The organism is Flavobacterium davisii (genome assembly GCF_042182265.1).
Lineage (GTDB): Bacteria > Bacteroidota > Bacteroidia > Flavobacteriales > Flavobacteriaceae > Flavobacterium > Flavobacterium davisii.
This window is the reverse complement of the sequence record NZ_CP097869.1, coordinates 2883278-2898281: the sequence shown is the minus strand read 5'-3', so window position 1 is coordinate 2898281 and position 15004 is coordinate 2883278. Positions and strand designations below refer to the sequence as shown.

Annotated in this window: 9 protein-coding genes; 5 read left to right on the top strand and 4 right to left on the bottom strand. The window is 29.3% G+C overall.

The features are described from left to right. Positions 1-38: 38 nt before the first annotated feature. Positions 39-1028 carry an aspartate-semialdehyde dehydrogenase gene (locus tag NAB20_RS12405; RefSeq protein ID WP_375605208.1) on the top strand — a complete coding sequence of 330 codons (990 nt, stop codon included), beginning with the start codon at positions 39-41 and terminating at the stop codon, positions 1026-1028. Between the two features lie 285 nt (positions 1029-1313). Here NAB20_RS12405 and NAB20_RS12400 read toward each other — a convergent pair whose 3' ends face one another. The 4 genes from NAB20_RS12400 to NAB20_RS12385 all read right to left on the bottom strand — a co-directional run bounded on the left by NAB20_RS12400 (position 1314) and on the right by NAB20_RS12385 (position 9878). Beyond that, complete coding sequence (locus NAB20_RS12400; protein WP_375605207.1) at positions 1314-1961, bottom strand: hypothetical protein; 648 nt, start codon at positions 1959-1961, stop codon at positions 1314-1316. A 13-nt stretch (positions 1962-1974) separates the two neighbouring features. Beyond that, positions 1975-2469, bottom strand: coding sequence for an RNA polymerase sigma factor (locus tag NAB20_RS12395; RefSeq protein ID WP_088392633.1), 495 nt, complete (start codon positions 2467-2469; stop codon positions 1975-1977). Between the two features lie 640 nt (positions 2470-3109). Then, complete coding sequence (locus NAB20_RS12390) at positions 3110-7564, bottom strand: T9SS type B sorting domain-containing protein (protein ID WP_375605206.1); 4455 nt, start codon at positions 7562-7564, stop codon at positions 3110-3112. Between the two features lie 34 nt (positions 7565-7598). Continuing rightward, positions 7599-9878: a choice-of-anchor L domain-containing protein gene (locus NAB20_RS12385; RefSeq protein ID WP_375605205.1), complete on the bottom strand. Its 2280-nt coding sequence runs from the start codon at positions 9876-9878 to the stop codon at positions 7599-7601. 413 nt (positions 9879-10291) lie between these two features. Between NAB20_RS12385 and nadC the strand changes: the two genes are divergently transcribed. From nadC to priA, 4 genes are read left to right on the top strand one after another with little or no spacing between them, the layout of a single operon-like run. Continuing rightward, on the top strand, positions 10292-11149 hold the full coding sequence (gene nadC, locus NAB20_RS12380; RefSeq protein ID WP_105197027.1) for a carboxylating nicotinate-nucleotide diphosphorylase: 858 nt from the start codon (positions 10292-10294) through the stop codon (positions 11147-11149). 54 nt (positions 11150-11203) lie between these two features. Further along, the gene (locus tag NAB20_RS12375) at positions 11204-12130 is read left to right on the top strand and encodes a YihY/virulence factor BrkB family protein (protein ID WP_105197028.1); all 927 of its coding nucleotides are present in this window, start codon (positions 11204-11206) and stop codon (positions 12128-12130) included. Between the two features lies 1 nt (position 12131). Further along, positions 12132-12551: a DUF2147 domain-containing protein gene (locus NAB20_RS12370; protein WP_105197029.1), complete on the top strand. Its 420-nt coding sequence runs from the start codon at positions 12132-12134 to the stop codon at positions 12549-12551. 3 nt (positions 12552-12554) lie between these two features. Continuing rightward, the gene (priA, locus tag NAB20_RS12365; protein ID WP_105197030.1) at positions 12555-15002 is read left to right on the top strand and encodes a primosomal protein N'; all 2448 of its coding nucleotides are present in this window, start codon (positions 12555-12557) and stop codon (positions 15000-15002) included. Positions 15003-15004 lie beyond the last annotated feature (2 nt).

The window sequence follows — 15004 nt, the reverse complement described above, 5'->3', positions numbered from 1 at the left end:
ATGTACATTTGCTACGCAAAATTAACATACACAAGATAATGAAAATAGCTGTTGTAGGTGCTACCGGTATGGTAGGAGAAGTGATGCTACAAGTTTTAGCAGAACGTAATTTTCCAATTACAGAGTTAATTCCTGTGGCTTCTGAAAAATCAATTGGAAAAGAAATAGAATTTAAAGGGAAATTATATAAAGTAGTAGGAATGCAAACAGCGGTTGCTATGAAGCCAGAAATAGCTATTTTTTCTGCTGGTGGAGAAACCTCTAAAGAATGGGCACCTCAATTTGCCGCTGTAGGAACAACTGTTATAGATAATTCTTCTGCTTGGCGTATGGATCCTACTAAAAAGCTTATAGTACCCGAAATTAATGCAACAGTTTTAACTAAGGATGATAAGATTATCGCAAATCCTAACTGTTCAACAATTCAAATGGTAATGGTATTAGCTCCTTTACACAAAAAATATGATATTAAGCGTGTTATCGTTTCAACCTATCAATCTATTACAGGAACAGGAGTAAAAGCTGTAAGACAGTTAGAAAATGAATATGCGGGTATAAAAGAAGAAATGGCTTATAAATATCCTATTCATCGTAATTTAATTCCACAATGTGATATTTTTGAGGAAAACGGCTATACAAAAGAAGAAATGAAGTTAGTTCGTGAAACCCAAAAAATATTAGAAGATAAAACAATAGCTGTTACAGCTACAGCTGTAAGAGTCCCTGTAGTAGGAGGTCATAGTGAGGCTGTAAACGTAGAGTTTAAGAAAGATTTTGAAGTTTCAGAAGTTCGCGCTATTTTACATGCAATGTCAGGCGTTACTGTACAAGATAATATAGATACTTTTACTTTTCCAATGCCGTTATACGCAGAGGGGAAAAATGATGTTTTTGTAGGGAGAATTCGTCGAGACGAGAGCCAACCTAATACACTTAATTTGTGGATTGTAGCTGATAATTTAAGAAAAGGAGCAGCGACTAATGCTGTACAAATAGCGGAATATTTAGTAGCTAACAATTTAGTATAAGACCAAATTTTAAAGATTTAGATTTTTCTTATACCGAAAAAACATTCCGTTTTTTTAAATAAAAACCCGTTTTGACTTTTTTGTTAAAAACGGGTTTTTAAATTTGTTAAAATTTAGAATATTTGAAGCTTTTTGGAAATAAAAAACACTTAATTTAACCCTGTCGAAGTGACAAACAACGCGTTAAATTAGAGTTTTTGCGAGCCCATATCAGCAAGAAAAAAAAATCTTGTATTTTTCTTTGCTTTTTTATCTTCATCACGAAATCTAATGCGGAATTTGAATTTAACTTATTTTTTCTAGTTCATGGTAGTTTTTCTTTAATTTACGTAGTAATCTGCCATATAAAAAATTATAGATTAATAAAAATATCCCAATCATTAAACCTGTTAATAAAAGAGATATAAAAATAGAAATCATTAAGATGATATATTCATTTAGATGAGTAGTAGCTGAATTTTTATTAAAATGGTCCGAAATCCCTATATATACACCATACCCAAATAAGTAAGAATGTATTATGGCAAAAAGACTTAGATTAAAAATAATGTATTGCTTAACGATTTTTCTAACAATAAAGATGTTTTTCATTAATTGTTTAGTAGAGTTAAGCACTTCTATTTTTTTGTATGATATATAAAAATTGTAGATGAAGTACAATATAACTATATAAGATATCCCCGTTACGATATTTAAATAAATTTCAGGTAGATGTATTTTTTCTAAAAAAAGATCTTCTTTGCTATTTTTGTTTAAAGAAAAAGAAAAACTTAATATTATACCTAATAAAAATTCAATTACGCTAATGATAAAAATCCATTTGACCGCAGAAGAAGAATTTTTATGTAACATAGCATAAATATTTTCTTCAGTCATTTTTGGAAAATTATTTGTATTATTCCAATTTTTCTTTAATAAATCCAATTCTTCCATTTTCCTTCTATCGTTACGGATTAATTATTTGTTTTAATTTCGTTTTAATACGATTCATTTTTACCCTTGCATTTACTTCACTAATACCTAATGTTTCAGAAATTTCAGTATAATCTTTATCCTCTAGATACATAAATACAAGCGCCTTTTCTATATCATTAAGTTGATATACTGCCTTATATAGTAATTTTAAATTTTCCTCTTCTTGATAATTATAATCTTCTTGTAGTACAAAATGCCTACCTGTTTCAAATTCAACAGTATGTATTGACTTAGATGATTTTCTATATAAAGTAATAGCTGTGTTGAGAGCTACTCGATAAGCCCAAGTTGAAAATTTAGAATCGCCTCTAAATTGAGGATAGGCTTTCCATAATTGAATTGTAATTTCTTGAAATAAATCGTTATGCTCTTCTTCATTTTGGGTGTAAAGCCTACAAATTTTGTGAACCAAATTTTGGTTATCTTTTAGTTGACTCACAAATGATTTTTCTAATTCAGTATTCATACTACTTATTAGTTAGTCGTTTTTATGAATTGTTACAGTTTAAGTGTATATATTTCAAATTATTTTATGAGATAATAAAATTAAAAGAAGTCTAATTTTTAAATGTTAGATTTAGGAATAATCATTTATGATTAAAATCTGAAAAAGTATTCTTTTTTTATTTTCAATGTAATAAAATTGCATCAACGTTAAAAAGATAGAGTATTTTATTTTCCCTTTTATTCATAGATGAAGAGTTTTTGTATTGTTGAGGTACGTTTTTTTTTAAACCCAGATTCAGGATTAGATTTCGTTGTGAACCAAAAAATTTCAATAAATTCAAGTGCTTAAGGAAAATTTTAGAAAAAAACAGGAATCTATTTTGATGATTAAAATTGGAGTAGGTGCTTGAATTGGAAGAAAATAAAGAGAAAAGATTTACTTTGCCAATTCACTTCGTCGAGTTTAATTCGGAATTTGAATTTAATCATATAGAAAGGGTCTTCTATAAATAGGACAAAAAATAAAAAGGGGGTCCTAAAAGTAAAGAATCTACACTTAATTTATCAACTCAATGATAAGGAAGAGTTTTATAATTAATATTAAGTGACTTTTTATTAAAAAGATTATTTGCTTTTGGACGCCCTTTAAAAATTGTTATTTATCTCTTAACAGAAAAATGACCTTTGCTTATTCTACCATCTTTTAATTGTGTTGTAAACCAATAATCGTCAGCAGGGACTGGTTTTCCTAAATAAGTTCCATCCCATCCAGATTGGGATGGGGAAATTTCTTTTAGTAATTTACCAAAGCGATCAAAAATTAGAATTTTAGCATCAGCGTTAAACATAAAATCAGCACCTATAACGTTCCAATAATCATTATAACCATCATTATTTGGTGTAAAAAAAGCAGGAAATCCTAATATGGAGAAAGGAATTTCTAATATTTTACATCCATTTAAATCAATGACATACACTCTATGAATACCAGGTATTAAATGATCAAAATGACCTGTTTTTTGAGTAGGTGCATTTACATCATCTAATGTGAAAACATATTCGCCGCTACCTAATACATTTACAGTAATAGCATTATTATCAACTAAATCTTGAATGATAGGATTACCATTAAGTATTGCAGTGGTGGACTCTGCTACTTTGATCGTCCTTTCTCTGAAACAAGCTAATGGTGTTTTATTAATAACTTTTACTTTATAAGTTCCTATTTGATTTACAGAAATAGATTCTGTATTAAAAGGAATTGTAACACCATCTTTTGACCATTCGTAAGAAAAATTTTGGTGATCACTTCCTATTGGAAGTCCAGATTGTAAAGTAATATTGAAATCAGGGTCGTCAGTGCAGGTGTATGTATTAGATAAGCCTGAAATGTTGGTGTCAATATTGGGTTTAGCTTCTACCTTTAATTCAAATTGTAGCGGTATTCCTAAGCAAGCTTTTGTTATTTTATTTTCTACTCGAACCCATATTTTATCTCCACCTCCTTTATTTGTATTTCTAAAGGACTTAAAATTATTTTTATCAATAGCTAATGATTTACCATTTGAAAATTGTTGATAATAATCATTTTCATTTTTATAAAAATATACTTCTATGTCAGGATTATTAAATAGAGATGTTATAGCGTTGTAGTTTTTAGATAAATCAAAAGAAGTTATTCCGTCATAATCATCATGATTTGCATCCAAATAATCATCGCATTCTGTAATAATAGCTTCAGGTATTATGAAGGATGCCTTTGCTGTTGATACATAAATTTCAAAAGAAATTGCATTAAAACAATTATTAGAATTGACTACTCTAGCCCAAATGGTTTCTAATGACTGTATTTGATTTGTATATGTTTCATGATTTTTTATTTGATCCTTAATATCATTTGTTAGAGCACCTGCTTGTGTATGAAAATAACTAAAAGTTTCATTAGCATAATTATCAGAAATTAAAATTTGAACTTTATCTAAATTAAACTGAGCGACACCATTTGTCGAGTCAGTACATTGAATTAATCGTTGATTATTTTTTAATGAAGGAAGAGGGTATATAACTAATCCTGTATTATCTGAAAAGGTATCACAAGCATTACCTAAACGATTTAATTGAACTCTAAATAAATGATTTGTCATTGCGTTAGATAAATTTTTTATTTCTAATTCAGAAGTATTGACACCAGAATAACTACCTGTGTTTGATAAATTATTCCAATTAACACCATTATCGGTAGAGATTTGCCATTGAAAAGTATCAGCGTTTGATGTTAAAGAAATTTTAGTTTTTTCTAAAAGACATCCTTTACCCGGTTTTGGCTGATCTGTTATACTTATAGGAGCGGATTGTAAGTAGATAGTATTAGGGATTGTATATCCTATAAAACCTATAACTCTACCTTTTTTATCTACTAGAGGAGGTGTAATATTACCTAATATACCATCTGTATTGGCATCGATAAATCCAGCCTCTTTTACATCAAAACATGAATCATTATCAGCGTCTAAGTCACGATAGTTATTTATCCCATCGTTATCAAAATCTTTTTCTTTTTCTTCGGAATCTAATATTCCATCGTTATCTGAATCTAAATCAAGATAATCAGGAACACCATCTTTATCGTTATCAAATGGTGTTAATCCAGGTTCAAAAGCGTTGTCTAATCCATTATGATTAGTATCTGTATTCGATATAGCTATTGGAGTATTATTTTGCGCTTCTATACGATCACTTATACCATCATTATCGCTATCTATATCTTCTTTATCAGGAATTGTGTCACCATCAGAATCTTTGGGTACACAAGAGGCTTCTAAATTTAAACTGGACTTGGCTGAAACTAAATCAGATAAATTTTTATGTTTGATTTTTAATATGTTAATATTTTTTCCTGCTATTTTAAAAGTCCCTGAGCCTGACTGTAAAGGAGTAGTACTATTGCGTCTAAAACGAATTTCAAAAGAAGAAAATTGTTTTACACCATTTTCATAGATTCCATCAAAGTTGGTGTCAATTAAAATTTGATTATCTGGATTTAAAATAGTTAAAGTTCTGTTAATATCACTATTGATTATATATTCTGTATCCCCATTTAGAGATTCGCTCACTTGGATATTGTTGGGGTATTTTAATTCAATACTTGTGGGTTGGTCAAATTGTATTTGATACGTTACACTATTTTGTTTGCCTTTTTCAACTTCGGTTATAATGGTACCATTTGGATTACCCACTGATGGTGTAGTGGTTTTATCGCCATCAATAATTGTTTTAGTAATATAATTTGTTGAACTAAAAGGGATAACACCAGCGTTAAGACTTGTATTGATAGCTTGATTTCCGTAAGATTCTGTACAATTTAAGATGCCATCATTATCTAAATCAATATCAATATTGTCGTTAATTAAACCATTATTGTTATCAGGACAATTACTAACGGGAATATTGTCAGATTCTAATGGAGAAAAAATACCACAAGTAGAAATACTTGCTTTTACTTTATAATATCCTGGTTTAGTAGGTATATACGTATTTGCGTTAGCCCCTAAAATAGGACCGTCTTGATCATGCCATTGGAAAGTATCGAAAGAAGAAGCAGTACTTATTGCTAGTTTAATATTGGGAATACAATTATCAGCAGATAAGGATACTTTTTCCAAAGTAATTTCAGGTTTGAAGGTAAAACCAGAATAATATCCTCCAAATGTAGCAGCTCCATTATTACCATAAGCAGCAATATATAACTCGTTTGTTGAAAAAACACCTAGATTGCCTGTTAAGTTTTTTATTGTGTAAGTAACATAATTTGTATTGCCACTAACAGGATTAGGACCTGATATATCTTTACTAGGAAGATTTTTTAAATCGTAATCAACACCATTTATATTAAAGGTTAGAATTGCACCTGCTTTGGTTACTATTGTAATCCGACCATTAAATTGATAATCGCCAAGGTTATCAATAAATGGAATATTATTTATATTATTTGGGGTTTGACAGCTTAATGGAGGAACAAAAAACATTTCTTGATTAGCAAAGTCTTTGCTACCATTTTCATTATATTCTTTTAGAGAGCCTACAGATTGATAAGCAAAAAGGTTTTTGGTAGATTTTACATATAGATTATTATTTACTGAAAATTGAGACCCATTTATTGTTACATATTCTCCTGAATTTAAAATATAATCAGGTGTATTGCTATTATTTAAAAAAATTTCTGTATTGTCTTTATGAGCAATTAATAATATTCTTTCAGCAAGATCCCAACCATCACTTTTTATAAAAATATATTCTGTTGGATTGGCTGCTGTTCCATTAATAATTTCAGGGGAAATTCTATTGATTGTTTCAGCTGAAACAATTTGATCAAATCCCATATCTAGATTTTGAGAATCGCCATTAGAACCAGCAAAAGAACCTGTATTAACTGCAATAGGCTTATCCGCAGATATTAATGTACCAATAAGAGCATTACGAGGTTGAAAACTAGATCCTTTTAGGGCAATAACAAAGCTTTCACCATTATTTAAAATTATATCACTAGGGGTGTTTCCTTCGTTATTGTTAATTAATCTTGTATTCGGTTTTATGTTACTAAATTTAATTCGAGTATTATTTTCAGTAGCAAGAATAGAAGCAAATGTATAATGAGAGTTATCATAAGTCGGTACACGATCGTTTAAAAATGCACCTAATCTAAATTCCTTACCCAATGCAGCAATCCCTTTTGAAACGATAGAACTAGCATGATAACTGTTTTCTGATCGTATTCTTATAGAAACAGCTACTAAGTCTTGTGCTTCAATTATATAACCTTTATTCTTAAGAATGGTATGCGCAAAAGAAGAACTTACATGAGCTTGAGTATTATTACCATAACCTATTTTATGGATATAAGGTGAATTTCTTGTAACAGTTCCAGTTATAACATTACCTCCTAAGGCTGTAATGTTAAAACTAACAGGAGAGGTACTCGGTGTAGAAATATACATATATTGTTCACCAGCAATTACTTCACCAGATGAAACAGGCGGTAAATAATGAGTTTTACTAAATTGAGCGACTACTGTAAATGTAAGTAATTGAAATAATATTAAAAATTTTGCCTTCATTGGGATTGAATAAAAAACCCACAAAGCTAATCATTTATCGTTTAAGGCTAAAATGATTTTTAATAGTATTATTATTATATAGTTTTATAGTAAACCAATAATCATCAGCAGGTAAATTGTTATCTAAATAAGTTCCATCCCATGCTTGATTAGGATTTAATTGTTTTAAGAGTTTACCATAACGATCAAAAATTTCTATTTCTTTAATATTTTTTTTAAAATTAGAATCTTTAACGTACCACGTATCATTATACCCATCATTGTTAGGGGTGAAAAATTTGGGGTAATCTAATATATAAACTGTTTTATAAAGTGTAGGTTCACATCCATTCTTATCTCTAACCGAAATATGGTATTCTCCTTGTTCTAGATTAGTAAAAAAATTAGAATTTTGATATTGGACCCCGTCTATAGAAAACTCGTAATTACCTCCATTAGAGGTGTAAACAATTTCTAACGAATTAGGATCCGAAAAATCGTTAATAATCGCATTTATATTAGTAGCAGGTGCTGACTCGTGAATTAAATATTTTTTAATGAATTGACAGCCTTGTATGTCTGTAAGTGTAACAGTATAGATCCCTTTTTTATTGATTGTTATATCAGGATTGGTATCGAGAGTGTTCCAAAGATAATGAGTAAAATTTGTAGGAGCTTCAATTTTTACCGCTTCATTTTTACAAATGGTTAAATAAGTATCTTTTACAATATCAGGATTGATATAATTTACTTTCAAGGTTATCGCTATTATATCATCACAAGAATTGTTTTGTTCTATTCGGGCATAAATTTTTTGCTCATCTTTTATTGTATTAAAAAAAATATTGCTTAAAGGGAAAAGCTTTTTTTCAGCATCACTTACATTCGTATAAAAAAAGACAGGTGCCTGTTTGTTAGAGTTTGAAAAAATAATAGGAATTAATTCTTGATCTAATAGAAAATTAGTATAGCCATCTTTTTGGTCATCTTCATCACATTTCGTATAGCTTTTGTTTGTATAAGTAATTGAAGAAAGTTGAAGATTTACGGTTGTTTCAATTGAACAGTAAGAGTTACTTATTTTAACAAAAATAGTTTTAGGAGAAGAAAGATAATGGGTTGGATCTGTAATAGAGATTCCATTCGCACTTTCAGAAAAAACAGTTTCTAAATTAGGATCGTTTTGAGTTATTATTTTATTTAGTTTTGTTAAGTCAAAATAAGCTTTGCCATCCTTATCAAGATCACATTCTATTAAGTTTTGAGGAGTTAAAGAAGGTAGATTAATAAATTGAACTTTAATACGGCCTTTAGAAGTACAAATTCCATTAATCATCACGTCAACTCGATATTCAACCTCGTTTGTATTCGTATTATCAGTAATTAAGAATTTAGGGGTATGAACTCCTGTATCTATATCATTTTTGTACCAAGTATAAGTATTATTAGTTCCGTATTGTGAGGCATCCAATTCTACCTTTTCTCCTTTACAATAAGGATTTTGGGTAGTTATTGTATGATCTTTACCTAAGAACGTTTCACTCTGAAAAGTACCACCTCCCAAAAAAATAGCAGAATCATATTTCTCATTTCCTTGATCAGCAATGACTAATTTAATATGATAAGAATTACCTGCTACTACAGAGGATTCTGCTTTTAAAATTTTGGTTTGACCGTTAAAAGTAATTGGAGCATCAAGACCATTAAAAGTATCAAAATAAGACTCGTTATTTTTTGGACAAATTGTTCCAGAACCTCTAATAGTTTGAACAGTTACGGGTATATTAGTTCCAGGGACTAACGCTATATTTTGATAACTTTGATTACCATTGTTTGGTTTTATTAAAAAAGCAAATCCATCCGTATAATCACATTGGTTTGCAGAAGGAGAGGAAAGATATTGTTCGGATGCAAAAATATAATCAAATGAAATTTTGTTGGTAAAAGGAATATAATCAAATTCTAATATAGAAGCATTATATGTATTATTAATATTTAATGTTTGCATCAAGTCATTATCACCTTGCCAAGATATAGAACCATCTGATAAGTTACCAGTATTAGGTTTCATAGCATTTAGAACTTTACCTGTACTTAAAATGATACCGTTTTGTAATGGAAAAGTAGTGTTATTACGATCAAAGTAACCAATGCTTTTGATTCCAAAATTTTCACCACCACTTATTGAAACATTTGAAACAGTGCCGCACTTTATACCGCCTAAAAAAATGGATACCAGCTCATTAGCATCATGTTGATCATTGACAGCAATATACTGCGAATGAGATTTTAATATTACAAAAAATAATGCAACTCTAAAAAGGTAATTTTTCATGGAGCTAATATACTTTTAAACTTTATAAAAAAATATAGATATACTATTTTTATCTATAAAAAGTATAAAAAATAAGAATATTTAAAATGAAGTAATTTAAACTTTTTTTATTGAAGTAAAAATAAAGACTTTTGTTTCATATTTCAGCTTTTTTATACAATATAGAGGACTACAAAATCAATAAAAAGATAAAATAGGAGGCAAAAAACATTTAAAAAGTTTAAACCACTTCAAGAACGAAACTTTTAAGCTTAATTTTAGATTCATAAAAGTATAAAGTAAATCAAGAATTAAATAATTGATAATGAAAGAGTCCTATAGAAATCTATTTAAAAATAAAAAGGAAACATTCATTTTTAATTCATTTTTTTCAAAAATTGCATTATTTTTAGCCTCTTTATAATACGATTAATATGATTTCAGAAAAGCAGTTTCAAGAGGAACTTATAGATATAATAGCTAAAGGAATAAAAGAAGATATAGGACCAGGAGATTATAGTTCTTTAGCTTGTATTCCTACTACAGAAGTGGGTAAAGCAAAACTTTTAGTTAAAGATAAAGGAATTATAGCAGGAGTAGCGTTTGCTCAGATGATTTTTAATCATATAGATCCAGATTTAAAAATAGATGTTTTGATTCAAGACGGAGCTCAAGTAAAATTTGGAGATGTTGTTTTATACGTTACAGGTAATTCTCAATCTATTTTAAAAGCAGAAAGATTAGTGCTTAATTCTATGCAGCGAATGAGCGCAATAGCGACTAAAACAAATCATTATGTAGAATTATTAAAAGGAACTAAGACTAAAGTTCTAGATACAAGAAAAACCACTCCTGGTTTTAGAGCTTGCGAAAAATGGGCTGTGAAAATAGGAGGAGGAGAAAACCATCGTTTTGCTTTGTATGATATGATTATGTTAAAAGACAATCATATTGATTTTGCAGGAGGTATAACTTCAGCAATAGCTAAAACAAAAGACTATTTATTAACCCATAACCTAGATTTGAAAATTATAGTAGAAGCCCGTAATCTGATAGAAATTCAAGAAATTTTAAAATCAGAAGGCGTGTATCGCATTTTAATTGATAATTTTAATTTTGAAGATACCCGTACGGCAGTTCAAATGATTGATGGTAAATGTTTAACAGAATCATCAGGTAATATTAATGAAAAAACCATACGAGAATATGCTCAATGTGGGGTAGATTATATTTCTTCAGGAGCCTTAACACATTCCGTATACAATATGGATTTATCTCTAAAAGCAGTTTGATAGCTAATAATATTGAATTCCGATAAATGAATAACGCTTCTGTAAAATAAAAAAATGGAAAATACGAAAGAAACACTTCTGAAAATCCCATTAATAAAACAATTAATAGTTGTTTTAGATAATGTAAAACTACCTTGGCTTAACGGGTTGTCGTTTTATGAATTAATAGAGTTTTACTTAGTAGGGATTCTTCAAGGAGGAATCAGTTATAGAGCAGCAGCTATTGCATTTAGTTTTTTTATGGCATTGTTTCCTTTTGCTTTATTTATCTTAAACTTGATTCCATACATCCCTATAAAAGGATTTCAACATGATTTTTTATTGTTTGTAAGGGATAATGTACCGCCTACAACTTTTGATGCAATTGAAAATATTATAAAAGATATTCTTAATAATAGTCAAACAGGATTATTATCTTGGGGGGTGTTTTTATCTGTTTTTTTAATGACTAATGGAGTAAATGCAGTGATGAGTGGCTTTGAAACATCCTTACATGTAACCGTAAAAAGAGCTTATTTTAGACAATATTTTGTAGCACTTCTTATTTCATTAATACTTACTACTATTTTAATTATAACAATATCAGCCATTGTATTTTTAGAAATAATTATTCAAAAAACCATTATACAAGATGTTCTGAGCTCAAGGGTTTCTGATAAAATTTCGTTGATAGAAATGGGACGATATTCTTTTGTCATCATTATGATCTTGTTAGCAACCGCTGTTTTATTTAAATATGGTATTAAACAGTCTAAAAAAAAGAGACTTATTACAATTGGTACTGTTTTTACAACAGGATTAATTGTAGTATCTTCTTACTTTTTTGGTATATGGGTTGTTAAATTTTCAAAATATAATGAACTTTATGGTTCAATAGGTACACTTTTAGTATTCCTTTTTTATCTTTGGATCAATTGTATGGTCTTATTGTTAGGTTTTGAATTAGATGCCTCCATACGAAAACTAAAAAAAATAAAATAAAATGAAAAAAATTGCACTTTTAACTTTATTATTAAGTTGTTTACAAATGAACGCTCAATCTGTTTTTGGAAAATGGAAAACCATTGATGATAAAACAGGTAAGGCAAAGTCGGTAGTTGAAATTTTTGAATCAAATGGGAAAGTATTTGGTAAAGTAATTGAAATCTTAGATCCTGCAAAACGCGATAGAAAATGTGAAAAATGTGAGGGTTCTGACAAAAATAAACCCATTTTAGGTTTGTTGATTATTAAAGGTCTTGAGAAAGACGGAGAGGAGTATAATGGAGGAAATATTACAGATCCAGAATCAGGAAATATTTATAAATGTTTTATAAAATTAAATGGTAAAGATCGTTTAACCGTAAGAGGTTATATGGGAATTTCTCTTATCGGACGTTCCCAAACTTGGATAAGAAACTAATTCATGCGTTACTTTATAGAAGTTATTATACCTATTTCGCTTCCGCAAACTTTTACCTATGAAGTTTCGGAAGCGGAATTTTCTTTTATAAAAATAGGTATGCGTGTAGCTGTGCCTTTCGGTAAAACCAAATTCTATACAGGTCTGACAATTGGTAAAAATCATATAGCACCAACTTTATACGAAGCTAAAGAAATTCATCAAATTATAGATGAAAATCCTGTTATAACAACTATTCAAATAGAATTTTGGAAATGGATAGCCAGTTATTATATGTGTTCTTTGGGAGAAGTATACAAAGCAGCATTACCATCTGCATTAATATTAGAAAGTGAAACCATAATTACTGCAAAAAAAGAAGTTCTGAATACTTCGGATTTATCAGATGACGAATTTTTGATCGTAGAAGCACTTTCCAATCAAACGGCTTTAAAAATATCAGAAGTCACCGCAATTCTTAATAAAAAGAAAGTTTTTCCTGTTATCCAATCTCTATTGGATAAGGGTATTTTAACTCTTCAAGAAGAAATGATTGAAGAATATAAACCCAAATTAATTAAATACGTCCGTTTAATAGCACACTATAATGAACCTAGTCAGTTAGAAGGATTATTACAAATCCTTAAAAATGCACAAAAACAAAAAGAATTGGTCTTGAGTTATTTTCAACTCATGGCGACTCAAAAAAAACCAATTGCTGCTAAAGATTTACTTACGTTTTCAGGAATAACGGCCAATACTCTAAAAGTTTTAGTAGACAAACAAATTTTTGAAGAATATTTTTTAAAACAAGATCGAATATCTTTTGTTGAAACAGAACAAAAGCAGATTAATTTGAGTGATGCTCAAGAAGAAGCGTATAAAAACATTTTAGAAAGTTTAGAAACCAAAGAAGTTAGCTTGTTACATGGTGTAACCGCATCAGGAAAAACAGAAGTTTATATAAAAATTATAGAAGAATATTTAAAACAAGAAAAACAAGTTCTTTATTTACTACCTGAAATAGCAGTAACAACTCAATTGGTAGGAAGATTAACCAAACATTTTGGAAATAAAGTAGCTGTTTATCATTCTAAATACTCAAATAATGAAAGAGTAGAAGTTTGGAATCATGTACTCGTAAATTCAGAAAAAGCACAAGTAGTAATAGGCGCTAGATCCGCTTTATTTTTGCCTTTTCAAAAATTAGGACTCATTATTGTAGATGAAGAACACGAGCAAACCTATAAACAAATAGATCCAGCACCGCGTTATCATGCTAGAGATGCTTCTATAGTTTTAGCCCATCAATTAAAAGCTAAAGTTGTTTTAGGATCAGCTACGCCTAGTATCGAAAGTTATTATAATACGCAAAAAGGAAAATACGGAATAGTAGAACTTTTTGAACGATTTGGAAATGCCGTTTTACCTGAAATTATTTTAGTGGATCTAAAAGATAATTATTTTCGAAAAAAAATGACAGGGCATTTTAGCCAAATATTGATTGATAAAATACAAGAAGCATTGTACAATGGAGAACAAATTATTCTTTTTCAAAATAGAAGAGGATATTCTCCTGTTTTAGAATGTATGACTTGTGGACATATTCCACAGTGTCCAAATTGTGATGTGAGTTTAACGTATCATAAATTTAAAAATCAATTGCGCTGTCATTATTGTAGTTATAATATAGCAAAACCAACCAACTGCCATGCTTGTTCAAGTATTGATCTAACTTCTAAAGGCTTTGGGACAGAACAAATAGAAATGGAATTAGCAAATCTATTTCCAACTAAAAATGTCAAACGAATGGATCAAGATACAACTCGGGGTAAATATTCATTTGAACGTTTATTAGACAGCTTCAAAAATAGAGAAATTGATATTTTGGTAGGAACTCAAATGTTAGCTAAAGGATTAGATTTTGATAATGTATCATTGGTAGGGATCTTAAATGCGGATAACATGTTGTATTTTCCTGATTTTAGAGCGTATGAACGAAGTTATCAGATGATGACGCAAGTAGCAGGTAGAGCAGGTAGAAGCGAAAAAAAAGGAAAAGTAGTTATACAAAGTTATAATCCTATGCATAATACAATACAACAAGTTACAGATCATAATTATTTAGGGATGTATGAAGAACAGTTGTATGAACGACATATATATAAATATCCGCCTTTTTATAAATTAATAAAGTTAACTTTAAAACATAAGGATTTTGAAAAATTAAAAGAAGGGTCTATGTGGCTATATCAGGTAATAAAACAAAATTTAGAAATGCCTGTGTTAGGTCCTGAAGAACCTCCAATTGGTAAAATTAGAAATGAATATATAAGAACTATTTTAGTAAAGATTCCGCAGGACAAGCATTTGGGTAATACAAAAAAAACTATTCAGAAGATACTGAATAGTTTTGAAGCAGTTCCTATTTATAAAGCCATAAAGGTAGGAGTTAATGTAGATGTAAATTAAGT

What these genes read in the sequence shown, in the direction of transcription:
- NAB20_RS12370 (WP_105197029.1), top strand. Translation starts at nt 12,132, where the DNA reads ATGAAAAAAATTGCACTTTTAACTTTATTATTAAGTTGTTTACAAATG.
- NAB20_RS12390 (WP_375605206.1), bottom strand. Translation starts at nt 7,564, where the DNA reads ATGAAGGCAAAATTTTTAATATTATTTCAATTACTTACATTTACAGTA.
- NAB20_RS12385 (WP_375605205.1), bottom strand. Translation starts at nt 9,878, where the DNA reads ATGAAAAATTACCTTTTTAGAGTTGCATTATTTTTTGTAATATTAAAA.
- NAB20_RS12400 (WP_375605207.1), bottom strand. Translation starts at nt 1,961, where the DNA reads ATGGAAGAATTGGATTTATTAAAGAAAAATTGGAATAATACAAATAAT.
- nadC (WP_105197027.1), top strand. Translation starts at nt 10,292, where the DNA reads ATGATTTCAGAAAAGCAGTTTCAAGAGGAACTTATAGATATAATAGCT.
- NAB20_RS12375 (WP_105197028.1), top strand. Translation starts at nt 11,204, where the DNA reads ATGGAAAATACGAAAGAAACACTTCTGAAAATCCCATTAATAAAACAA.
- NAB20_RS12405 (WP_375605208.1), top strand. Translation starts at nt 39, where the DNA reads ATGAAAATAGCTGTTGTAGGTGCTACCGGTATGGTAGGAGAAGTGATG.
- NAB20_RS12395 (WP_088392633.1), bottom strand. Translation starts at nt 2,469, where the DNA reads ATGAATACTGAATTAGAAAAATCATTTGTGAGTCAACTAAAAGATAAC.
- priA (WP_105197030.1), top strand. Translation starts at nt 12,555, where the DNA reads ATGCGTTACTTTATAGAAGTTATTATACCTATTTCGCTTCCGCAAACT.